This window comes from Sediminibacillus halophilus, from assembly GCF_900103695.1.
GTDB lineage: Bacteria > Bacillota > Bacilli > Bacillales > Amphibacillaceae > Sediminibacillus > Sediminibacillus halophilus.
Genome location: NZ_FNHF01000011.1, coordinates 1 through 23,443, shown reverse-complemented (window position 1 = coordinate 23,443; position 23,443 = coordinate 1). Strand labels below are relative to the sequence as shown.

Below are 23,443 nucleotides of genomic sequence, written 5' to 3'. Positions count from 1 at the left end.
GCAAAGAACAAGAATTTAACCATTACTGCCCAGAAAGCAACAATGCTTATAATATAAGACACTAGCACTTTGCCCAGCTTTAAGGTGAAGCGATTTTTGCACCATCACACCCCTCTTGTTCAGCAGTGAAACGAGCATTTGGTGTTAAGCGCAAAATTGTTCGGTAAACATACCGAACAAACTTGTGAAGCAAAAACCAATCGTTCACAAGATTTTTATTGAGACATTCGCTACGAGCGAATGTTGTATCACATTTTCCATCCATCTAACGTTAGATTAGAAACGGGTTTCTGGCATTTTGCCTGTTGCCGCTGGAAAGCATACTGCGACATTTAAAAAAATTTAAATTTTTTTAAAGTGGTAAAACGGCAATGATTCTTCTTTCATTTCTGCTTGAAACAATAGGAAAAATTATCCGATTTCACCATTCTTTCCTTTATCAAAAAAGATTATACGTAAAAAAAGTGAAAATAATCCTTGACAAGGGAAGTCGCCTATTGGCATTTTTCAATATTACCACAACAGGAACAGCGAGTCAATGATAAAATTCCTGGCACAAAAGCAGCGGACTACTTATTGCTTTGTTGATTTTAATAAGTAATAACCCTTGTTTTTTGTAAGCACTTCGACATTCCCAAATAGTTGTTCCAATTTCTTTTGGGCAGAAGGCGCTCCCTGTTTCTTCTGAATGACAACCGTCAACTCCCCTTGCGGAAGCAGCGCTTGGCAGCTTTCTTCAAACATATCGAAAATTACTTTTTTCCCTGCACGGATCGGGGGATTGGTTACTATAGCTGAAAACGTTTCGTTTTGGAAGGACTGGAGACGATCACTAATTTTAAATTCTACGTTTTCCACCTGGTTGTTTATCGCGTTTTGCCTGGCTAAGTCAATCGCCCTTTCATTGATATCACTCATGGTAATATGACGGTGCGGAAAAGATTTCGCCAATGACAAACCTATCGGTCCGTATCCACAACCAAGGTCAAGGAACCCGCCTGCTACCGCCGGCTCTGTAAAACCTTCAATTAATGTACGGGAGCCGAAGTCTACTTCATTTCTGGAAAACACTCCGTGATCAGTGGTAAAAGAAAAGTCAAAACCCCTCAGTTTGTAATGCCAGGTTTTCGGATTACTCTCTGATGTTGGTTTTTTCGAATAATAATGCTCAGACATAATGGTAAGCACCTGCTTTTCTTAGTTAAAATGATTCAGAGGATGTAAATACCGGGAACAGGCTTAATCGCGATTCCCGTTATTGCCGCCCAACTCGGTTTGTTTAGGTGTTTCACAATTCCCGGAGCAGAAACCTTTAAAGGTAATAAAAGCCCGCCGGTAAAGGCGGGCTTGTTTATTCATTACTTCAATTCAACAGAAGCGCCTGCTTCTTCAAGCTTAGATTTCATTTCTTCAGCTTCTTCTTTCGCAACGCCTTCTTTGATTGCTCCTGGAGCGTTATCTACAAGATCTTTTGCATCTTTAAGGCCAAGACCAGTGATTTCGCGTACTGCTTTAACAACTTTGATTTTAGAAGATCCAGCACTTTCCAGAACAACATCAAATTCAGTTTGTTCTGCAGCAGCTTCTCCGCCGCCAGCTGCGCCTGCAGCAGCAACTGGTGCAGCAGCAGTTACTCCAAATTCTTCTTCAATAGCTTTTACCAGGTCATTCAATTCAAGAACTGTCATTTCTTTAATTTGCTCGATAATTTGTTCTTTAGACATGTTTCTTCCTCCTTGGAATAATTAATTTTATTTGAAACGAATCACGTTAAATCTCTAAACAAGTGCTAGCTTACGCGCCTTGTTCTTCTTTTTGTTCTGCAACTGCTTTTGTAGCGTAAGCGAAATTGCGGACAGGTGCTTGAAGCACGCTAAGCAGCATAGAAAGCATACCTTCGTAATTTGGCAGGTCGGCAAGTTCCTTGATTTGCTCAAGGGATGCAATGCTTCCTTCGATGACACCAGCTTTGATCTCAAGCGCTTCATGTTCCTTAGCAAAGTTATTCAAAATCTTTGCAGGTGCTACTACATCGTCAGCACTAAACGCAATAGCCGTCGGCCCAACCAACGTTTCGTTGAGATCTCCCAGCTCAGCCTCTTCTGCAGCGCGGCGAGTCATTGTGTTTTTGTACACTTTGAAATCGACACCAGCATCACGAAGTTGTGTACGAAGTTCTGTAACTTCTGCAACGTCAAGACCGCGGTAATCGACAAGAATTGTTGATTTACTTTCGCGGAACTTGTCGGCGATTTCGGTTACAACTTGTTTTTTGTGCTCAATTGTTTTGGACATTGTTCCACCTCCTATTGACTTTTCATCATACCGTTAGATCCTATGCCAATACATGAAAAAAACCCCCATGCAGACATGGAGGTTTTGTTTTCGATGAAACAATCATACAACGGTGATTGTTTTCTATTCACACACCTCGGCAGGAAATTAAGCTTTTCAGCGCCTGCTGTCTACGGTACAACGTTTATATTTAGTTACTTTAACTTATGCAACATTGTACATTATAGCTAAACATTCATGACAAGTCAATAGACTTTTTTAGCGAACAAAGCTAGAAACGTCTACTTTGATGCCAGGGCCCATCGTAGAAGCAACAGAAGCGTTACGCATGTAAATGCCTTTAGCCGCTTGTGGTTTTGCTTTCACTAAGGTATCCGTAATTGCTTCAAAGTTCTCGATCAACTTAGCGTCATCAAAGGATACTTTTCCGATTGGCACATGAACATTGGAAGACTTATCCACGCGGTATTCTACCTTACCGGCTTTGATTTCTTGTACTGCTTTTTCAACTTCAAAAGTAACCGTGCCGGTCTTAGGGTTTGGCATCAAACCTTTTGGCCCCAATACGCGTCCTAGCTTACCAACTTCAGCCATCATGTCAGGAGTCGCTACAACGACATCAAAATCAAACCATCCTTGGTTGATTCTGTTGATTAGATCTTGCTCTCCTACAAAGTCAGCACCAGCGTTTTCAGCCTCTTTGGCTTTATCGCCTTTCGCGAAAACCAAGACGCGCTGTGTTTTACCAGTACCGTGCGGAAGCACCATTGCACCGCGAAGCTGTTGGTCAGCTTTTTTAGGGTCAACACCCAATCGAAACGCAGCCTCTACGGTTTCATCAAAGTTAGCTTTGGCAGTTTGCTTGATTAGCTCTACTGCTTCTTTTATTTCATAAGCTTTTGAACGGTCAACAAGTTTCAAAGCTTCTTGTTGCTTTTTGCTTTTTTTAGCCATTATTTTTTCCTCCTTGATTGTGGTTTTAACGGTTATACCTCCCACTTTAAAAAGCGGAACGAGCCTCACCGGCTGTCTTCCACAGCCGGGCTCGCTACACGATTGCTTCGGAGGCAATCATGATTTAATCCCTGTCCTACAAAAAGGTTGCGAAAGGCACTTCCGCCATCATCGCAACCTTCTTTACTCAGCAGAGTCGCTGTGGGATTAGTCTTCGATAACGATTCCCATACTACGCGCTGTACCTTCAACCATACGCATAGCCGCTTCCACGTTAGCAGCATTCAGATCAGGCATTTTGGTTTCCGCAATCTCTTTTACTTTGTCGCGCTTGACAGTAGCAACTTTATTACGGTTTGGTTCACCTGACGCCGTTTCGATTCCAGCTGCTTTTTTAAGAAGCACAGCAGCAGGCGGAGTTTTTGTGATAAATGTAAATGAACGGTCCTCAAATACCGTGATTTCTACTGGAATAATCATGCCAGCCTGGTCTTGCGTGCGGGCATTGAATTCCTTACAAAATCCCATGATATTTACACCTGCTTGACCCAATGCCGGTCCAACTGGCGGTGCCGGGTTTGCCTTCCCTGCAGGGATTTGAAGTTTTACAACTTTAATAACTTTTTTAGCCACGAGACACACCTCCTTAAAGTCCGTGATGTGGTAATAGGGTCTTCCCCTCCCACTCATCGTATATCTTTATACACCGAGCATAAAGAACATAAAAATTCTAGCATCTTTACGAACAAAATGCAAGGGGTTGTTTGAATACCAGTCATTCCCAGTTCCTGTTCTTTGACCATTGCCTATAGGAACGTACAGCCATATCGATTGCTTTCAATTATTTTTAATGTGTCTTTGTCCAGATCCAGCACCTACCCCGTCTTAAGCACATCCTCTGTGTGTAAAACCGCCATCCTATGTTTGGCTTAAGCTTGCACTTCAGAACCTTAAAAAATTTAGCATAGGATATAAACGACGCAGTGAATTTTTTAGATTAAAGTATAAGTGCAGCTTAGCCTCTGTCATCGCCTGATGGCTCGCCAATCAGCCAGTTTTCTTTATCGGGGGTGTGCAAGGCGCTTTCGCTTTTCTTACATCTTCTATTATAATTTTTCGATTTGGGAGAATTCTAGTTCTACAGGGGTTTCTCTGCCGAACATGTTCACATGTACCTTGACTTTTTGCTTATCGAGATCAATTTGTTCGATGGTACCAGTAAAGTTCGTGAATGGCCCGTCGGTTACGCGGACACTTTCCTTTTCCTCGAAGTCTACTTCGGTGACCTGTTCTTGCATACCCATCCGTTTCAGTATAAACTCTGCTTCCTCAGGTAAGAGAGGGATGGGTTTGGAGCCTGCTCCGGTCGAGCCGACGAATCCGGTCACTCCCGGGGTGTTGCGGACCACGTACCAGGAATCATCTGTCATGATCATTTCGGCCAATACATAACCCGGAAATACTTTCTTTTTAGCTACCTTCTTTTTTCCGTTCTTGATTTCTGTTTCCTCGTCTTCAGGAACAAGCACACGAAAAATCTTATCTTCCATTCCCATTGATTCCAAACGTTTCTCCAGATTCGTTTTCACTTTGTTTTCGTAGCCAGAATAAGTGTGGACTACATACCAATTTTTTTCCATGATTTCAGGACAATCCCCTTGCCCTTCCCTCCCTTTTCGAATACTGATTATTTTTGCCAATTTAAAAAACCCGCAGTTCACGGGTTTTGCTCGTAAAAGTATGATTAACTATATTATAGCATAAACTACCATTAATTATTCAAACAATAGATTAAGAATTTCCGTAATTCCCAAATCAATCACAGCAAAAAAGACTGCGACAAACGCAACGGTGCATACAACTGTGATTGTATAGCTTGTAAGTTCCCGACCCTTTGGCCAGCTCACCTTTTTCATTTCTCTGGAAACATTTTTAAAGAATGTGATAAGTTTCATGCTTTACCCCCAAACTTAAGGCCTACAGACCGGCTTTTACTTATTTCGTTTCCCGATGCAGGGTATGAGCTCCACATCTCTTGCAAAATTTGCGAACTTCCAACCGTTCGGCATTCTCTGTTTTATTCTTATCTGTACTGTAGTTTCTGCTTAGGCAGTCAACACAGGCCAGTACTACTTTACGTCTCATTTCATCACCCCGTTTCAGGGTTTTTCACCATACCAATGTAGCATGGTAACAAGAGCCTGTCAACGTTACCTTTATAGACTCAATTCACTGATTTCCAAGTAACGCTCCAGTTTGCGCTTCACCCGCTGAAGGGCATTATCAATCGATTTTACATGTCGTTTCAACTCTACGGAAATCTCTTGATAAGATCTGCCGTCCAGATACAGACTGAGCACTTGCTGCTCTAATTCGCTTAACAATTCTGACATTTTATATTCCATGTCACCGAATTTCTCACGGTTCACAATCAACTCTTGCGGGTCGACGGCCTTGGATCCGGCAATCACATCCATGAGTGTCCTGTCTGACTCTTCATCATAAATAGGCTTGTCCAGTGAAACATAAGAATTTAACGGGATATGTTTTTGCCTCGTGGCTGTTTTGATTGCAGTGATAATTTGGCGGGTTATACATAGTTCGGCAAATGCTTTAAAAGAAGAAAGTTTGTCTCCTTTATAGTCCCGAATTGCTTTATAGAGACCTATCATGCCTTCCTGTACTATATCCTCCCGGTCCGCTCCGATTAAAAAGTAGGTCCGGGCTTTTGCCCTAACAAAGTTTCTGTACTTCGTAATCAAATAGTCCAAGGCATAGGTTTGGCCCTGATGAACCAATTCAATCAACTCATCGTCTTCTAGTTTCTCATAGCCTAATTCCTGATCGTCTGTCTCCGTGTGTGTGATGGTCACCCAGGATTCCCCCCGACTATACTGCCGTGAATATAGCAATATTATACAGTAAGCGTTTCACTATCGTCAATAACAGGTGTCGACTAATGTCCGCCCCTTCGCCATTTTTCGAACACTTCCAATATATCTTTTTTGATCGGAATCTTGGAGGAGGATTGGATATTTCGATAAGATTCTAAATCTTCCTCTATCTCTTTCTCTATATTCCGCATCTCAATATAAAGCTCTCGTGCGGACTTGCGGAGTGCCCCCTGAGCAAAAATGGTACGTTGTTCTGTGAAATCTGAAGTAGCGACATACACTTGGGTTTTCACGTTTTTCAACTGTTTGATTAATTTCTCGATACATTCATCAGCCGTCTCTTTTTCTTTCGTAAAAATTACTTCAACCTTGAAATTCTGTTGTTTTTTCGAAAGGCCCTGGACGTAATAAGCGTCAAATACGACAATTACCCTCATTCCTTTATACGCTTGGTACTCTGCCATATTGGCAATTAAAAGATCACGAGCCTGAGCAAGGTCATGATCTTTTAATTTCTTTAATTCATCCCAGGCACCGATGATATTGTATCCGTCAACCACTAATACATCCATTGTCATTCACCAATCGGATTCCGTTTTCTAAAAACTTCATACATAAGCAATCCCGCAGCAACAGAGGCATTCAACGAGGAAACTTTTCCTTTCATTGACAGCCTTACTGTCCAATCGCACTTTTCTTTCACCAGCCTGCTCATTCCTTTCCCTTCATTGCCGATGACAAGGGCTAACGGCATATCTGCCGACAGTTCCCGATAATCCTCTGAACCATCTGCAGCAGTACCAACCACCCATACGTTTCTTTCTTTTAATTCATCAATGGTGGCTGCGATATTGGTTACACGGGCGACAGGGATATACTCAATCGCTCCTGCCGACGTTTTGGCTACCACCGTGGTCAAGCCGACCGATCGGCGTTTTGGAATGATAACCCCATGAACCCCAGCCGCGTCAGCGGTACGGAGAATAGAGCCCAAGTTATGCGGATCTTCTATTTCATCTAAAATCATAAAGAACGGAGGCTCGTCCTTTTGTTCGGCAGCTTTGAATAAATCTTCCAGGTCGCTGTATGCATACGCAGCGACAGCTGCAGCTACCCCTTGATGATTCCCTTCCACCAGCTGGTCTATCTTTCGCCTTGGTACTTGCTGTACTGTCACGCCATTCTCCTTGGCCAGTGACTGAATCTTATGAGACGCTTGTTTTTGCAACTGGTCTGAAATCAAAATTTTATTGATCGATCGTCCAGATTTCAATGCTTCTGTAACCGGATTTTTGCCAATGATCCATTCTTCAGCCATTATTGATCAATCCCTTTCCTCTACGAATGCGATGGCTGCTTCCACTAACTGTTCCAGCCTTTCTTTATTTCCACCCAAGTATAAATACCCCAACAGCGCTTCAAAAGCAGTACTATATCGATAGGTTTGTACATCTGTATTTTTAGGCACCGTTCCGGATTTGGCATTCCTGCCTCTCCGGACAACCCCCTCTTCCTCCGTAGACAACCGTTCCTTCTCAAGCCAATCAGTAATCACCCTGGCTTGCGACTTAGCAGAGACAAACGCGACTGCGGAACGGTGTAATTGATCTGGCTTTACATTCCCTTTTCTAATAAGATGATGCCTTACATAGATTTCATAAACGGCATCTCCCATATAAGCCAGATTCAGACTCTTCATTTGTTTTACATCTACTTCCGACATGTTCATCCCCGCTTCCACCGCGTACCTTGCGGTGTATCCTCGAGAATGATCCCCTGTTCCTTCAAATCATCCCTAATTTGGTCCGCCAACGCGAAATCACGGTTCTTTCTTGCGTCAATCCTTTGCTTGATCAAAGCTTCTACTTCTTCATCCAGCAATTCTACTTCTTGTTTTAACTGTATGCCAAGGACGCCTGTCTGCTGTTCTAACAGCTCCATCAGCCTGTTGATGACCCGTTCGGAAGTTTGCTTGGACTGCAAATAAACATTGGCGTCTTTCGTTATATCAAACAATACAGCTATGGCATTGGCTGTATTGAAATCATCGTCCATCTCCTCGATGAATCTTCTTTGATAACCCTCCGCTTTTTCCAGCCATTCTTCCTCGTTTTCATCAAGATTAGCGCTGGACTGCTTGCGGTGTTCCAAATTTAAATAGGCATTTTTGATTCGGTCCAAACTATTTTTAGCACTTTCCAATAATGCCTCACTGAAATTGATTGGGTTCCGGTAGTGGACGCTTAACATGAAGAAACGTACTACCTGGGGCTCATGCTGTTCGATCAAGTCATGAGCAAGAACAAAGTTGCCCAGTGATTTGGACATTTTTTCATTATCTATATTGATATAACCGTTATGCATCCAATAGTTCGCAAACTGCTTATCATTGCCAGCTTCCGATTGAGCTATTTCATTCTCGTGATGCGGGAAAGTCAAATCCTGTCCGCCGGCATGAATGTCAATGGTGTCGCCCAGGTATTTCTTGGCCATGGCCGAGCATTCGATATGCCACCCCGGACGGCCTTTGCCCCAGGGAGAGTCCCACGAGATTTCTTCTGATTTGGCCTGTTTCCATAAAGCGAAATCGAGTGGGTCATCTTTTTTCTCTCCTACCTGAATTCTGGCGCCTGATCGAAGCTCGTCGACCGACTGATGGGACAGCTTGCCATAATTATCAAAGGAACGAGTGCGGAAGTACACGTCACCGTCCGCTTCATATGCGTGCCCTTTCTCTATCAGCAAGGAGATAAAGTCAATGATTTCCTCCATGCTTTCTGTTACGCGGGGATGATGGTCAGCTTGCTTCACACCCAGAGCACCGACATCTTCCTTATAAGCATTGATGAACCGCTGTGATATATCCGGAACTTCTTCTCCAAGTTCATTCGCCGCTTTGATTATTTTGTCGTCGACATCCGTAAAGTTCAACACATAATTGACCTCATATCCACGATATTCCAGATACCTTCTTACCGTATCGAATACAATTGCAGGGCGCGCATTCCCGATATGGATATAGTTATAGACAGTTGGACCGCAGACATACATTCTAACCTTTCCTTCTTCAATGGTTTCGAAGGGCTCCTTTTGCCGGGTCAACGTATTATAAAGTTGTATTGTCATGGCTCTTCACTCCTTTTAACTCATCTAATTCTTTTCGCAAAGCGTTTATTTCAGCCTCCATATCTTTCATTACCTCTGAAAGGGGATCGGGCAGCTTATGATGATCGAGATCCTTTCTTACCCGCTCTCCGTTTTGAATGACCACTCTTCCGGGAATTCCGACAACTGTTGAGTGGTCAGGGACATCATGCAGGACCACCGAGCCAGCCCCTACTTTGGAGCTCTCACCAATCACAATCGAACCGAGCACCTTTGCCCCGGTTGCGATTAGAGCATTGTTTTTTATCGTTGGATGTCTTTTTCCCTTCTCTTTGCCAGTGCCCCCTAAGGTGACTCCCTGGAAGATTGTAACGTTATCTCCGATTTCACATGTTTCCCCGATTACCACACCCATTCCGTGGTCAATAAAAAATCTTTTTCCTATTTTTGCCCCTGGATGAATTTCAATCCCTGTCAAGAAACGGCTGATTTGTGAAATTACCCGGGCAATAAAATAAAACTTCTTGTTATAAAAAGCGTGAGCAACCCGATGTGCCCAAATTGCATGTAACCCTGCGTACGTTAAAATAACTTCAAAATAAGTACGGGCAGCCGGGTCCTGGTCAAACACGACTAGAATATCTTCTTTCAGCATTCTAAAAAAACCCACGTAAGACCGCCTCCCTTCCTCGTTGAATCATCCCATGATTCCAATATCCTTGAAAATGGAAAAACCTTCTACCGTACCTAACAAAAAAAGCGCCTCCGTGTATACATACACAGAGACGCTTAAGCGCGGTTCCACTCTGTTTGGGAAAAATTCCCCAACTCAAGTTCCTGGTTAACGGCAGGCAGCCGCCCTTACCTACTCATTTCAATAAGGGACTCAGAGGTGCATTTCAAAAACGGACGCTTAAAATCACTTTCAGCCGGTGGTGATTCTCTCTTTCTAAGCCTGCCGCTTTTTACTTCTCCTCTTCAACGCTCGATTTTTGTAGTATTACTATATTACAAAACGATGAAAATGTGAAGCTTTACTTGTTGATTTGTTCAATGGCGGAACGCAGTCTCGCCAGGACTGTATCCTTTCCTAACAAATGGATCGAATTAGGCAATTCCGGCCCATGAACCTGACCGGTTGTCGCCACACGAATCGGCATGAATAATTTTTTCCCTTTGTGTTTCGTTTCTTTTTGTGTCGCTTTGATTTCTGCTTTAATTGCGTCCGGCGTAAAATCATCACTTGCTTCAAGCTTATCAGCGAATACGGATAACACTTCTGGAACCTGCTCCTCGTGAAGAACTTCCAGCGCTTCTTGGCTGTACTGAATTTCCTTACGGAAGAACAGCTCCGTCAATTCTACGATTTCCGCTCCATAGTTTAATTGATCCTTATAAAGCCCGATCAGTTCCAGCGCCCAATCTTCCTGTTCTTTATCCATGTCTTCCGGCAGTCTTTCTGCGTGGACCAAATGAGGCAGTGCCAGTTTCACGACATGATCAAAATCGGTCGCTTTGATGTATTGATTATTCATCCACTTCAGCTTCTGTGGATCAAAAATCGCTGGGGAGGTGGACAATCGATCCGGATCAAACATCTCAATGAACTGCTGCTTGGTAAACAATTCTTCTTCCCCAACCGGCGACCAGCCTAATAATGTAATAAAGTTGAACAATGCTTCCGGCAAGTAACCGAGATTTTTATATTGTTCGATAAATTGCAGTATATGCTCATCCCGCTTGCTCAGTTTTTTGCGGTTTTCGTTCAAAATCAATGTCATATGACCGAACTTTGGAGGTTCCCAGTTAAACGCATCGTAAATCATCATCTGTTTTGGTGTATTGGAGATATGCTCTTCTCCCCTCAGCACATGGGAGATCTTCATTAAATGGTCATCAATTGCAACAGCGAAATTATAAGTAGGAATCCCGTTCTTTTTCACGATTACCCAATCTCCAAAATCGCTGGAATCAAAGGTAATATCTCCACGGACAATATCATTGAATTTATACGTTACATTCTTCGGTACACGGAAACGAATGCTCGGCTGGCGGCCCTCCGCTTCGAACTGCTGAATCTCTTCCTCTGAAAGATTGCTGTGGGCACCGGAATACTTCGGAACTTGTCCGTTAGCTTTTTGTTCCTCCCGCTCTTGTTCCAGCTCTTCAGCTGTCATATAACATTTGTATGCAAGGTCTCTTTCCAGCAACTCGTCTACGTATTTTTGGTATAAATCCAGCCGCTCAGTCTGCCGGTAGGGTCCGTAATCACCGCCAATATCCGCACCTTCATCCCATTCTATTCCTAGCCATTTCAAATAACTAAGCTGGCTTTCTTCACCGCCAGCTACATTTCTTTTTTCATCCGTGTCTTCTGTACGGATAATAAATTTACCGCCCAGATGACGGGCATATAAATAGTTAAATAAAGCCGTGCGGGCATTTCCTATATGTAAATGTCCGGTTGGGCTTGGCGCATAGCGCACCCTTACTTCGTTCGTCATCTTGCCGAGCTCCTTCCTTTGTTAACCAATCTATATTATTCTGCCAACTTTTCATGAATTCATTTCTACATTCATTCTATCACTAATACCGGTCATTGTTGATTATTATGCAACAGTACTACAGCTTGCGCAGCAATTCCTTCTTTTCTCCCCGGGAACCCTAACTTTTCCGTTGTTGTCGCCTTGACATTCACTTGCGAGACGTCGACAGCCAGAATCCGGCAGATGTTGCCTCTGATCGCTTCAATGTAAGGAGCCATTTTGGGAGCCTGCGCAATGACCGTGCAATCAAGATTACCTAGTTGATAGCCGCGCTCCTCGACCAATCGCCAAACATGTGCCAGTAGACGCTCAGAATCGGCATCTTTAAACGACGGGTCTGTATCCGGAAAATGCTTGCCGATATCTCCTTCCCCTATCGCTCCCAAGCACGCATCCGCAATTGTATGGAGCAGTACATCGGCGTCGGAATGGCCCAGAAGTCCTTTCTCATAAGGAATGTCCACTCCACCGATAATGCAAGGACGCCCTTCGGCAAACTGGTGGACATCGAAACCTTGTCCTATACGGAACATGACCGTTATCCCCTTTACTTGTTATTCTGCTTACTTCCCAAAAAGGCTTGAGCTTTCCCCAAGTCTTCAGGTGTTGTGACTTTAATGTTATGATAGCTTCCTTGCACAATCCCCACATCATAGCCATAATGCTCCGCCAAAGAAGCATCGTCTGTTCCAAGAACCCCTTGTTCAGCCGCCTGTTGATGTATCTGGTGAATCAGTTCAAAATCAAAGCTTTGCGGTGTTTGTGCCGCCCAGAGCGTTTTTCTGTCCAATGTTTCTAATCGCCCGTTGACCACTTGCTTAATCGTGTCCGTTACAGGCACCGCCAACAGTGCTGCCCGGTTTTCTACAGTCGCTTCAGCCAATGCATGAAGATGGTCGTTCGACACAAACGGACGGGCACCATCATGAATAAATACTATGCCTGTGTATCCCTTTAGGCTTTTCAAACCGGAAAACACGCTTTGCTGGCGTTCTTCTCCGCCCATGACCAGACGGATATCCTTTTGGGAGGAGACCAAATCAAGCAGCTCTCTCATCCGCTCTTCGTCCTTTGGGTTCACAACCAAAGTAATCGCAGCACACCAGCTATCCTGCAAAAACACATCGAGCGTATGAAGGATCAGTGGCCGTCCACTGATATTGATAAACTGTTTGTTTTCTCCGGCCTTCATCCGCTTTCCCTGACCAGCTGCCAGTATAATAGCCTGATAACTCCTCATTATTGTATCATCCTAGTTTTAATCTAGGGAACATTCCCTGTTCATTCTGTTTATATGTATCTCCATATCCTAAAGGGTCCTCTCATAACAAAAGCGATAACAGAACTGTTATCACTTTTGTTTTCCTCTATAAGTTATACCTTTTTTATAGTGCTTTTTCAAGTAATTTTGGTTTGGCAAAAATCATTCGGCCCGCAGAAGTTTGCAGGACACTGGTGATTAACACTTCAATTGTTTTGCCAATGTATTCCTTGCCTTCTTCGACAACAATCATCGTGCCATCGTCCAGATAGGCAACACCCTGGTTTTGTTCCTTCCCGTCCTTAATGACCTGAACAGTCAATTCTTCACCAGGTAGGACGACCGGCTTCACGGCATTTGCCAGGTCGTTGATATTCAATACCTGGACATGCTGGAATTCACATACTTTATTTAAGTTAAAGTCATTGGTGACGACAACCCCGTCAATCACTTTAGCAAGCTTGACAAGCTTACTGTCCACTTCTTGGATTTCTTCAAAATCTCCTTCATAAATTTCAACATTTACAGGCAGCTCTTTCTGCATTCGATTCAGAACATCCAGTCCGCGCCGGCCTCGATTTCGTTTCAGGACATCTGAAGAATCAGCGATGTGCTGCAACTCTTCCAATACAAACTGTGGAATCAGCACTGTCCCTTCCAAAAAGTTGGTTTGACAGATATCTGCAATTCTACCGTCAATAATGACGCTGGTATCAAGGATTTTCACCTTAGGCATTTGCCGATTCGATTCTGTCTCGTTCTCTTCTACGGCTGTCTTGTCTTTTTCCTTCCTAGCGAGCGTCAATAAGTTCAAAAATTCGTCTCTTCGTTTAAAACCGACCTGGAAACCGAAGTATCCCAATAAAAACGTCACAAATATCGGCAATACCTGGGAAACAAGTTTAATCTCAATATCCAAAATTGGTATGGTGATTAAATAGGCGATTACCAGTCCAAGAATCAATCCAAGACTGCCGAATAACAAGTCTCCGACTGGAGCCTTGACAAGCGTCTCCTCAACCCACCGCAAAAAGTCTACGATGTAATCTACCACCCAAAATGATAGTAAGTATAAAATAATTGCCCCAAATACTAGACCTACATATGGTGACTCAACCCAGTTTCCGTTCGTAAGGCCCGTTAATTCCAATAAATCTGGTATATACAAATATCCAATCGTTCCGCCAGCTATAATGATGAACAGCTGTACAATTCTTTTTAGCACCAAGGTCACCTCCTATGAGTCAGTATCTCCAAATATATAAAATTTATCCCCGAATAATTGTTTCTTAGTAGTGTCAAGTTCATTTCCAGTGGAAACCCCCTTATCGCCGGATCGCTTTATAGGCAGGTTTCTAAACTTAAATTATCACACTTGACAAAATCAGTCAAATGAGTAAAAATAAAGATTTTATCACAGTAAGTGTTCATAGTCAAACTATTTTAAATATGCCTGTCGATGAAAAGCTGCTCCTGCAATCTGTTCAACCCATCCTTGATTTTTCTGGCCCTTATGTCTCCCACTCCATTAACGGAAACAAGCTCTTGAGTAGATGCATTGGCTACTTCATTCAACATTCCAAAATGATCAATAAGATAATCGATGATTACGTGAGGGAGACGCGGTATCTTGGCTAGAACCCGATATCCCCGCGGATAAATAATAGCATCGCGTTTAAAGTCGAGACTATATCCCAGCATTTTGATGATTTGTTCCTCGCTGGTAAGCTCAGCCGAAACTACCTCCTGCATTTTCAGCAGCATCTCTTCTGGTGACAAGCCGGAATCCGTGCTGTAATCCCTGATAATAAGGGCAGCCTCTATTTCGATATCAGCAACCAACTCAGTCAATTGCAATTGGATTAGACGTCCTTCCGTGCCCAACTCCGTAATATATTTAAGTATCTCTGTTTTGATTCTCAGCACCATTTCTATCCGGTGAAAGACTTGCACAATCTCTGTTAATGTCACCAAATCCTCAAATTCCAGCGCCCCTAAATTGGTCAGGGTCTGATCAAGCACGATTTTATATTTCTCCAATGTCTGCATTGCTTGGTTCGCTTTCGTTAAGATGACACCCATTTCTTTCAATGCGTATCGAATACCGCCGTTATAAAGTGTGATGACATTTCTTCGTTCTGAAATGGCAATCACTAGCGTTTCAGTTTGTTTTGCAACTCGTTCAGCCGTCCGATGCCGCATTCCTGTTTCTTTAGAAGGAATGGTAGGCTCCGGCATCAGTTGAACATTGGCATAAAGAATGGTCGACGCATCCTCACTGAGAAGGATTGCTCCGTCCATTTTTGCCAGTTCATACAGATTTGCAGGGGAAAAAGAAGCATTTATCGCAAATCCGCCATCGACAACCCCCTTGAGTTTATCGGGGCTGCCGACGACAATCAGGCCCCCGGTGTTAGCTCTCAATACATTATCAATCCCCTGTCTCATAGGAGTTCCAGGAGCTACAAACTTCAGCATTGCCTCAATTACCTTTGCTTCTTTTCTACCCTGCCATTCCATTTAGTTTCCTCCCAGCGTCACTTTTAAGGCTTCTTGAACCGTGTTCACCCCGACGATTTCAATATTATTCGGAGTCGTCCATCCATCAAGATTTTTCGCCGGAATAATTGCCCGCTGGAAACCAAGCTTCGCTGCTTCCTGGACTCTTTGGTCAATCCTCGCTACCCTTCGGACTTCGCCGGTCAGTCCCACTTCGCCGATCAACACGTCATCCGGCCTGGACACCTGGTCACGGAAGCTGGAAGCAATGCTGACAGCAACTGCCAGGTCGATGGCGGGTTCATCCAATTTCACCCCTCCAGCAACCTTCACATAGGCATCCTGGTTTTGTAGCATCAGGCCGACCCTTTTTTCTAGAACAGCCATTAAAAGCGGGACCCGGTTGTGATCGATGCCTGTAGCCATTCGCCTTGGATTTCCAAAGCTGGTGGGAGATATCAGTGCTTGGATTTCCACCAGTACCGGCCGGCTTCCTTCCATGGAAGCCACTACGGTGGATCCTGCCGCTCCCTGCGAGCGTTCTTCGAGAAAAATTTCCGATGGATTGTTTACTTCACGTAAGCCTTCTTCTTTCATTTCGAAGATACCCATTTCATTCGTGCTTCCGAAACGGTTTTTCACACCTCTTAAGATACGGAAAGTATGATGACGTTCCCCTTCAAAGTAAAGGACAGCATCCACCATATGCTCAAGGAGTCTCGGACCGGCAATTGATCCCTCTTTGGTGACATGACCGACAATAAAAATGGGTATTCCCTTACTCTTAGCTATACGCATGAGCTCGCTCGTACATTCCCGCACTTGTGAAACACTACCCGGTGCACTGGTGACTTCCTCCCGATAAATGGTCTGAATGGAATCAATAACCACAAAGGACGGGTTCAATTGCTCGATTTGATTGGATATATCCAGTAAATTTGTTGCGGCAAGTACATAAAGGTTGTCCGATGTTACGCCAAGGCGATCTGCACGCAGCTTTGTCTGACGAGCCGATTCCTCACCCGATATATACAATACATTCATTTGTTTCCTTGCCAGCTGGGAAGAGACCTGCAACAGGAGGGTTGACTTCCCGATCCCGGGATCCCCGCCTATCAGGACCAACGAGCCTGGAACAATACCTCCACCAAGCACCCGGTTGAATTCCGGCATTTTCGTTGTAACCCGCGGTTCCTCTTCTGACTGAATAGCAGTAATTTTTTCTGGTTTTGATTTTGTTCCAGATTGCACTTGAAATGTGTGCCTTGAGGAAGAAGAAGCTTCCATTTCCTCCACAAACGTATTCCAATTATGGCAGCTAGGACATTTCCCCATCCACTTTGGTGTTTCGTATCCACATTCCTGACAAACATACTTCGTCTTTCTTTTTGCCAAAATAATCTCTCCTCACCTATTGTATACGAATGAGATAACGAACAAGTTACAGACTTCTATCAATTTATTAAAAAATATCTCTTCCTTTAAAGCGATAAACAGTTCGATGACGCCATGAATGCCTATACCAGTCCCAGAATGGTGATTTTTTCTCGTAAACCACCTTGAAAGAGCCTATGATGCCAGAATGTCAGTACCGCCACAAACTTCTACTCGCTACCTTTTCTTAAAATGAAAAAACGGAAGGGATTTAACCTTCCGTTTTTCCAGCCTTATTCGGCAGCCTTGCTTTTTTGTGCCGTAACGGTAAACTCATCATTTTTGTTGACATCGATTTTCACTTTCTGCCCTTTTTGAATCTTTTCTTTTAACAATTCTTCGGACAGTAAATCCTCGACATTCTTCTGAATGGAACGACGGAGCGGACGTGCACCATACTCCGGATCGAACCCTTCATTTGCGATTTTTTCCACCGCCTGATCGGTTAAGGTAAACTCAATGTCCTGATCTGCCAATCTTTTTTGCAGTTCATTCGCCATCAAGGTGACAATTTCATTCATGTGCTTTCTTTCCAGAGAGTGGAAGACGATTGTTTCATCGATCCGATTGAGGAATTCTGGACGGAATGCCTTTTTCAATTCATCCATTACCTTATCCCTCATCCCTTTATAACCTTGATCCTCGTCTCCAAGATTGAAACCTACATACTTGTTGCGCTTCAATTCACTGGCCCCTACGTTGGAGGTCATAATCAACACCGTATTGCGGAAATCGACCAGTCTTCCTTTAGAGTCGGTCAATCTCCCGTCTTCCAGTACTTGTAGCAGAATATTGAAGACTTCAGGATGTGCTTTCTCTATTTCGTCGAGCAGCACAACGGAATAAGGCTTCCTTCTTACTTTTTCTGTTAATTGTCCGCCTTCTTCATAACCGACATAACCTGGAGGCGAACCAACAAGTCGGGATGTTGAGTGTTTTTCCATATACTCGGACATATCGATACGAATCATCGCTTCCTCATCACCGAACATTGTATCAGCTAGAGCACGAGCCAACTCCGTCTTACCTACACCTGTTGGCCCCAAGAAGATAAAGGAACCGATTGGGCGTTTTGGATCCTTCAATCCGGCCCTGGCACGGCGAATGGCTTTTGCTACAGCTTTCACTGCTTCCTCCTGCCCGATTACTCGATCGTGCAATACTTCTTCCATATTAAGCAGTCGTTCGCTTTCGTCTTTGGTAAGCTTGGAAACCGGAACACCGGTCCATGTCGAAACAACACTGGCAATGTCCTCGACCGTCACTTCCGAGCTTTCCTGCCCCTGTTGTTCCTTCCATTCTTCCTTCGTCTGATCCAGTTCATCTCTCAAACGCTGTTCGCTGTCTCTTAAGGAAGCTGCTTTTTCAAATTCCTGGCTTTGAACCGCTGCATCCTTTTCCTTACGAACTTCTTCCAGCTTTTGCTCCAAATCTTTCAGGTTTGGCGGAGCAGTGTAAGAGCGTAGACGCACTTTCGAACCTGCTTCATCAATTAAATCGATGGCTTTGTCAGGTAAAAAGCGATCGGTGATATAACGATCAGATAACGTAACGGCAGCTTCGATGGCTTCATCCGTAATGGTGACACGATGGTGGGCTTCGTAACGATCTCGCAGCCCCCGCAAAATTTGCTTAGATTGATCCATCGTCGGTTCATCCACCTGGATAGGTTGGAACCGTCGTTCCAGTGCTGCATCTTTCTCGATATATTTACGATATTCATCTAGCGTGGTTGCCCCGATACATTGCAGTTCACCGCGGGCAAGAGATGGTTTCAGAATATTGGATGCGTCTATTGCGCCTTCTGCACCGCCAGCTCCAATTAACGTATGAAGTTCATCGATGAATAATATAATATTTCCGGCCTGTCGTATTTCCTCCATTACTTTCTTTAAGCGATCTTCGAATTCACCGCGGTATTTGGTACCAGCCACAACCGTACCCATATCCAATGTCATGACTCGTTTATCACGCAAAATTTCCGGAACGTCGTTGTTTACGATTTTTTGGGCAAGCCCCTCGGCCACGGCTGTCTTACCGACACCTGGTTCCCCTATCAATACGGGATTGTTTTTGGTTCGACGGCTTAACACCTGAATGACGCGTTCAATCTCTTTCCCACGTCCGATAACCGGATCCACGTTTCCGTCCTTGGCGATTGAAGTTAAGTCCCTCGCCAGTGAATCCAGGGTAGGTGTATTGGCGGCAGTGGCTTGTGAACCATTACGGCCGTGTTGGCCAGCGGCTGATTCATTGCTGCCCAACAATTGCAATACTTGCTGTCTTGCCTTGTTCAGACTGACGCCAAGATTGTTCAGGACCCTTGCAGCGACACCTTCCCCTTCTCGGATAAGGCCCAATAGAATATGTTCCGTTCCTACGTATGAGTGCCCCAGCTTTCGAGCTTCATCCATCGAGAGTTCAATGACCTTCTTTGCACGCGGCGTATAATGAATTGTCTGCGAAACTTTTTGGCCGCGTCCAATTAACTGTTCTACTTCTTCCTGGATTTTTTCCGTTTCAAGTCCGAGAGAGCTTAATGCTTTGGCAGCAATGCCTTCCCCTTCTCTTACCAACCCTAATAGAATATGTTCTGTACCAATATTGTTATGCCCTAACCTGACCGCTTCTTCCTGGGATAAGGCCAAAACTTTTTGTGCTCTTTCGGTAAATCGACCAAACATCATATCAGGTCTTCCTCCTTACATTAGTTAAATTTCCAGTTTAAACCGTTCTCTAATCAATGAAGCTCTAAGCACATCTCTTTCTTTCGCTGACAGCATTCTTTTAGCATAATGCTGTAAAAATCCAGGCTGGGACAGGATCATTAACTCGTTGAGAATGCTTTTCGAGATATCATTTATATAACCAACATCTATACCTAGCTGCACATCTGACAAGCATTTCGCAGCCTCTTTCGATTCAATGATACGGCTGTGCTGAAGGATGCCATAGGAACGGAAAATCCTGTCTTCAAGCTGTAACTCTGATTGTTCTACCAGTAACTGCCTAGCTTTTCGTTCTTGATCGATTAGTTGATTGACGACACTCCGCAAGTCCTGGACAATGTCCTGCTCCGACTTACCAAGGGTAATCTGATTGGAAATTTGAAAAATGTTTCCGATAGCTTCGCTTCCTTCGCCATATATACCTCTAACCACCAAACCAAGCTGGCTAATTGCCGGAATCATCCGGTTGATTTTTTGAGTTAGAGCCAGAGCCGGCAAATGCATCATGACAGAAGCGCGCATCCCGGTTCCTACATTTGTCGGACAGCTAGTCAAGTAACCGCGCTTTTCATCAAACGCATAATTGATTCTTTCTTCCAGCCAATCATCAAAGGTAAATGCCTGTTCAAGTGCTTTTTCCAATTGAAAACCCGGAAAATATAATTGTATCCGGATATGATCTTCTTCATTTACCATTACCGATACTTGCTCATTGCTCGATATCAAGGCGGCAGCTTCTTCATCGTTCTCTGCCAAATGAGGGCTGATCAAGTGTTTTTCCACTAAAACCTTTTTCTCAATCGGCTTCAAGTCCCGCATTTTAACGAGCGCCAAATCGTTATAGTTGGAAAAAGATTGATGTTCATATTCCTTCTGAAAAAACGAGAGCACTTTTTCCAAATCAGCGGCATCGGCAATGATCGGGAAAGGAACTTGTTCAAAGTTTCTTGCCAGGCGAATACGACTACTCATCACAATGTCGCTATCCGGCCCTTCTTCCTTCATCCACGGACTGATCGCTTCATTCATAAATTGCTGTAAGCTCATTCTTCCTCACCTTCCCCGTCGCGGTTAAGGTCTTTTTCCAATTGTTTTATTTTATCTCTCACCTGAGCAGCACTTTCAAACTCTTCGTTGGCAATTAACTGTTTCAGCTGTTCGCGGTACTCGCCTAACTTCCGTTTCTGCTGAATCCCACTTCCAATTCTGGAAGGTATTTTTCCATGATGGGTTGTGTTCCCACTGTGAACCCGGCGAAACACCGGGTTGAGTCGATCAGAAAAAGTTTGATAACACCGTGCACAGCCGAACTTACCTATTCTGGCAAACTCCTGATAGGTCATGCCACATTTCGGGCAAGTGAGCCCTTGTTCGGAAGGTATACTGCTCGTATGTTGTTCACTAAAACCTGATCCAGCGTCAAAGTTAAATAAACCAGACAATAAATTATGCAGAGAATAAGCTTCGTCTTCATAACCCATATACCCTTTTTCTTTGGCGCAATATTCACATACATGGATTTCTGTTTTATTACCGTTAACAATTTTTGAAAAATGCAAGGTAGCTGGACGTTCATGGCATTCTTGGCACTCCATGCCAACTCCCCCTTCTGCCTAATATTTTAGAGTTGCTAGCATTGCGGTCATTATGCGGGACCGCACCTCATCGCGAACCGGCAGTTGAAAGGCAAGAGTGCTGCGATCAATGGCACTTGCCATCATTTTTGCCTCACGTTTGGTAATCAATTCTTCCTCCAGCATTCGCTCCAATATATCCACAGCAGCCTGCTGTGTTACCGCAGGTTGGATCATTTTAATAATATCATCGATCAATTTTGCTTTATCTTCATTTTCAATTCTAATTATGCGAATATAGCCTCCGCCTCCGCGTTTACTTTCGACTATATAGCCCCTTTCCACAGTAAAGCGGGTTTTAATCACATAATTTATCTGAGAAGGCACACACTGGAATTGGTTCGCTATTTCACTTCTTTTAATTTCAACCGCGTTTTTATTAGTCTCGCGCAGAATTTCTTTTAAGTACCGCTCAATTACATCAGATATGTTACTCATTTGCCCTCCCCTCCTCAGCTTTGACTTTGACTATCTTTGACTTTACTTTTATTATACTCATCTTTTCTTAGGATGCAAATAAAAAAGTTCAGTAAACATCTTTTCCTTAAAAAGCATGGATAAACTTCCGTAATTTGATTTTTTGTTCTTGTTTTTATAAGACTTCTTCTTTTTTATAGAAAATCCCTTCAAATTTCCTTTACCCTTTTTAAATGCTCGAGGGAAGACATTTCTTCTATTAATTGATACTTATCAATTTGTGTTTTATTGTCCAGTTCGATAAACAAACTTCTTGCATCATCCTCTGCTCTTTCTACTTCCATTTTCTCGATTTTCGATTGGTACTTTTCAAAAATACGAAGCAGGCTTTCAATTTTTAAGCCTTCCTCCACAATTAATTCAAAATGGAGATTTGCCCGTTTGTTTAAAAACAGCCTTTCTACTTGTTGCAAAAATACTAAGCTAAGTAAAATAATTAACGTAGCTACTGCAGCCAGGCTATACATACCTGCACCTACCACAAGGCCAAGACCAGCCACCGCCCAAATGGATGCTGCTGTTGTTAAACCTCGAATATTAATTCCATGAACCATAATTGTCCCAGCGCCCAAAAATCCGATTCCGCTAATCACATAAGAGGGGATACGAGCAGGATCAAATCGAACATTATCATACTTCTCCATAAAGGCTTCAAAGCCATATATCGATAAAAGCATCATCAAACAGGACCCTACACCTACTAAGATATGGGTTCTAAAGCCTGCGGCATGGTTATTCCACTCTCTTTCAAATCCGATGAGTCCGGACAGCAGCAAGGCTACGAATAAACGAATTACCATTAATGTAAAATCCTCATGAATTAGACTAGATAACTGCACTCCACTTCCCCCTTATTCTAGTGAAATAAATACCCGTTACTGACTAAATGAAATCGGGTTTTCTTTTATCTTATGTAGTAATGATAAACAGCAATGCTTGTTTCTATTTTAAAACAAATAACTATTTTGAAAACTTTTGGTTATCTTTCAAATGTGGTGATGTTATATTCACTCCACCCTCTCTTTTATCGAAAGGATTATTCCAAAAAAATAGCTATGTTCCTGCGGCCGCAGAGGAACTAAACTCGCTTTCCGCGGACGATCCCCAAGCCTCCTCGCAAAGCCCACTGCGGGGTCTTGGTCGTCCGTTTTCTGCAGGTGTTTCGCTTAGTTCCTCTGCTACGCTATTTCACTCTATAGATATTTTTAACCGCTTGTTGCCATAAAATTTTATGCTTTATTCGTTCCAAAGGAATCTCGTTTTAAAACTTTTATCGTTATGTTTCCAACCCATGAACATTTTTACTTACACGGCGAAATGCCTCTTTTAAACGCGGATGGAACTGGATACCTTTTGTGGTTCTTCTTCTGACAGCTTGGAGGGTGATTTCCACAACAGTTTTTCACTTCGCTTCATGTGAATAGGTGTCTTCATATCCACCTCTTCTGAAACGTATTGATTTGCGAATCATAAAAAAACACCCTTGGAAGAGACTGAACTCATTCAAGGGTGTTTATAATTTGCCTGGCGGCGTCCTACTCTCGCAGGGGCAAAGCCCCAACTACCATGGGCGCTGGAGAGCTTAACTGCTGTGTTCGGCATGGGAACAGGTGTG

25 protein-coding genes, 1 rRNA gene and 2 other annotated features are annotated in these 23,443 nt (G+C 43.5%); all 26 genes read right to left on the bottom strand.

From position 1 onward, the window contains the following. Positions 1 to 573: 573 nt before the first annotated feature. Complete coding sequence (locus BLR82_RS20210; protein WP_074601234.1) at positions 574 to 1,176, bottom strand: class I SAM-dependent methyltransferase; 603 nt, start codon at positions 1,174 to 1,176, stop codon at positions 574 to 576. A 182-nt stretch (positions 1,177 to 1,358) separates the two neighbouring features. Beyond that, on the bottom strand, positions 1,359 to 1,724 hold the full coding sequence (rplL, locus tag BLR82_RS20205) for a 50S ribosomal protein L7/L12 (RefSeq protein ID WP_026569036.1): 366 nt from the start codon (positions 1,722 to 1,724) through the stop codon (positions 1,359 to 1,361). Between the two features lie 70 nt (positions 1,725 to 1,794). Then, positions 1,795 to 2,295 (bottom strand): 50S ribosomal protein L10, encoded by a 501-nt coding sequence (gene rplJ, locus BLR82_RS20200; protein WP_074601233.1) that lies wholly within the window; start codon positions 2,293 to 2,295, stop codon positions 1,795 to 1,797. A 46-nt stretch (positions 2,296 to 2,341) separates the two neighbouring features. Further along, positions 2,342 to 2,489 (bottom strand) — a sequence feature (ribosomal protein L10 leader region). Positions 2,490 to 2,553: 64 nt separating this feature from the next. Further along, positions 2,554 to 3,249 (bottom strand): 50S ribosomal protein L1, encoded by a 696-nt coding sequence (gene rplA / locus BLR82_RS20195; RefSeq protein WP_074601232.1) that lies wholly within the window; start codon positions 3,247 to 3,249, stop codon positions 2,554 to 2,556. A 207-nt stretch (positions 3,250 to 3,456) separates the two neighbouring features. Further along, entirely contained in the window at positions 3,457 to 3,882 is a 426-nt protein-coding gene (rplK, locus tag BLR82_RS20190) for a 50S ribosomal protein L11 (RefSeq protein WP_026569033.1), read from the bottom strand. A 473-nt stretch (positions 3,883 to 4,355) separates the two neighbouring features. Beyond that, positions 4,356 to 4,889, bottom strand: a complete 534-nt coding sequence (nusG, locus tag BLR82_RS20185; protein ID WP_026569032.1) for a transcription termination/antitermination protein NusG — start codon at positions 4,887 to 4,889, stop codon at positions 4,356 to 4,358. A 135-nt stretch (positions 4,890 to 5,024) separates the two neighbouring features. Next, the gene (secE, locus tag BLR82_RS20180) at positions 5,025 to 5,204 is read right to left on the bottom strand and encodes a preprotein translocase subunit SecE (RefSeq protein WP_074601230.1); all 180 of its coding nucleotides are present in this window, start codon (positions 5,202 to 5,204) and stop codon (positions 5,025 to 5,027) included. 40 nt (positions 5,205 to 5,244) lie between these two features. After that, positions 5,245 to 5,394: a 50S ribosomal protein L33 gene (gene rpmG, locus BLR82_RS20175; RefSeq protein WP_074601229.1), complete on the bottom strand. Its 150-nt coding sequence runs from the start codon at positions 5,392 to 5,394 to the stop codon at positions 5,245 to 5,247. 71 nt (positions 5,395 to 5,465) lie between these two features. Further along, the gene (gene sigH, locus BLR82_RS20170; RefSeq protein ID WP_026569030.1) at positions 5,466 to 6,122 is read right to left on the bottom strand and encodes an RNA polymerase sporulation sigma factor SigH; all 657 of its coding nucleotides are present in this window, start codon (positions 6,120 to 6,122) and stop codon (positions 5,466 to 5,468) included. Positions 6,123 to 6,205: 83 nt separating this feature from the next. Beyond that, a complete protein-coding gene (locus BLR82_RS20165) occupies positions 6,206 to 6,715 on the bottom strand; it encodes an NYN domain-containing protein (protein ID WP_074601228.1) in 510 nt (169 codons plus the stop codon). Positions 6,716 to 6,717: 2 nt separating this feature from the next. Continuing rightward, complete coding sequence (gene rlmB, locus BLR82_RS20160; protein ID WP_074601227.1) at positions 6,718 to 7,461, bottom strand: 23S rRNA (guanosine(2251)-2'-O)-methyltransferase RlmB; 744 nt, start codon at positions 7,459 to 7,461, stop codon at positions 6,718 to 6,720. Positions 7,462 to 7,467: 6 nt separating this feature from the next. Then, the gene (locus BLR82_RS20155; protein ID WP_425440917.1) at positions 7,468 to 7,866 is read right to left on the bottom strand and encodes a Mini-ribonuclease 3; all 399 of its coding nucleotides are present in this window, start codon (positions 7,864 to 7,866) and stop codon (positions 7,468 to 7,470) included. 2 nt (positions 7,867 to 7,868) lie between these two features. Further along, positions 7,869 to 9,269: a cysteine--tRNA ligase gene (cysS, locus tag BLR82_RS20150; protein WP_074601225.1), complete on the bottom strand. Its 1,401-nt coding sequence runs from the start codon at positions 9,267 to 9,269 to the stop codon at positions 7,869 to 7,871. Further along, positions 9,250 to 9,903, bottom strand: coding sequence for a serine O-acetyltransferase (gene cysE, locus BLR82_RS20145; RefSeq protein ID WP_074601268.1), 654 nt, complete (start codon positions 9,901 to 9,903; stop codon positions 9,250 to 9,252). Before cysE ends, cysS begins: the two co-directional genes overlap by 20 nt. A 123-nt stretch (positions 9,904 to 10,026) precedes the next feature. Further along, positions 10,027 to 10,239 (bottom strand) — a binding site (T-box leader). A gap of 43 nt (positions 10,240 to 10,282) precedes the next feature. After that, positions 10,283 to 11,752: a glutamate--tRNA ligase gene (gltX, locus tag BLR82_RS20140; protein WP_074601224.1), complete on the bottom strand. Its 1,470-nt coding sequence runs from the start codon at positions 11,750 to 11,752 to the stop codon at positions 10,283 to 10,285. Positions 11,753 to 11,844: 92 nt separating this feature from the next. Continuing rightward, positions 11,845 to 12,327 (bottom strand): 2-C-methyl-D-erythritol 2,4-cyclodiphosphate synthase, encoded by a 483-nt coding sequence (ispF, locus tag BLR82_RS20135; protein ID WP_074601223.1) that lies wholly within the window; start codon positions 12,325 to 12,327, stop codon positions 11,845 to 11,847. A gap of 14 nt (positions 12,328 to 12,341) precedes the next feature. After that, the gene (gene ispD / locus BLR82_RS20130) at positions 12,342 to 13,034 is read right to left on the bottom strand and encodes a 2-C-methyl-D-erythritol 4-phosphate cytidylyltransferase (protein WP_074601222.1); all 693 of its coding nucleotides are present in this window, start codon (positions 13,032 to 13,034) and stop codon (positions 12,342 to 12,344) included. Between the two features lie 145 nt (positions 13,035 to 13,179). Further along, positions 13,180 to 14,280, bottom strand: coding sequence for a PIN/TRAM domain-containing protein (locus BLR82_RS20125; protein WP_074601221.1), 1,101 nt, complete (start codon positions 14,278 to 14,280; stop codon positions 13,180 to 13,182). Between the two features lie 218 nt (positions 14,281 to 14,498). Beyond that, positions 14,499 to 15,575: a DNA integrity scanning diadenylate cyclase DisA gene (gene disA / locus BLR82_RS20120; protein ID WP_074601220.1), complete on the bottom strand. Its 1,077-nt coding sequence runs from the start codon at positions 15,573 to 15,575 to the stop codon at positions 14,499 to 14,501. Beyond that, the gene (gene radA, locus BLR82_RS20115) at positions 15,576 to 16,949 is read right to left on the bottom strand and encodes a DNA repair protein RadA (protein ID WP_074601219.1); all 1,374 of its coding nucleotides are present in this window, start codon (positions 16,947 to 16,949) and stop codon (positions 15,576 to 15,578) included. Between the two features lie 272 nt (positions 16,950 to 17,221). Continuing rightward, positions 17,222 to 19,675: an ATP-dependent protease ATP-binding subunit ClpC gene (gene clpC / locus BLR82_RS20110; RefSeq protein ID WP_074601218.1), complete on the bottom strand. Its 2,454-nt coding sequence runs from the start codon at positions 19,673 to 19,675 to the stop codon at positions 17,222 to 17,224. Positions 19,676 to 19,699: 24 nt separating this feature from the next. Beyond that, on the bottom strand, positions 19,700 to 20,764 hold the full coding sequence (gene mcsB / locus BLR82_RS20105; RefSeq protein WP_074601217.1) for a protein-arginine kinase McsB: 1,065 nt from the start codon (positions 20,762 to 20,764) through the stop codon (positions 19,700 to 19,702). Further along, entirely contained in the window at positions 20,761 to 21,312 is a 552-nt protein-coding gene (gene mcsA, locus BLR82_RS20100; protein ID WP_074601216.1) for a protein-arginine kinase activator protein McsA, read from the bottom strand. Before mcsA ends, mcsB begins: the two co-directional genes overlap by 4 nt. 18 nt (positions 21,313 to 21,330) lie before the next feature. After that, the gene (locus BLR82_RS20095) at positions 21,331 to 21,789 is read right to left on the bottom strand and encodes a CtsR family transcriptional regulator (protein WP_074601215.1); all 459 of its coding nucleotides are present in this window, start codon (positions 21,787 to 21,789) and stop codon (positions 21,331 to 21,333) included. A 188-nt stretch (positions 21,790 to 21,977) separates the two neighbouring features. Beyond that, entirely contained in the window at positions 21,978 to 22,628 is a 651-nt protein-coding gene (locus BLR82_RS20090) for an MgtC/SapB family protein (RefSeq protein WP_074601267.1), read from the bottom strand. A gap of 722 nt (positions 22,629 to 23,350) precedes the next feature. Next, positions 23,351 to 23,443: ribosomal RNA gene (gene rrf, locus BLR82_RS20085) — 5S ribosomal RNA — on the bottom strand; the annotation flags it as partial.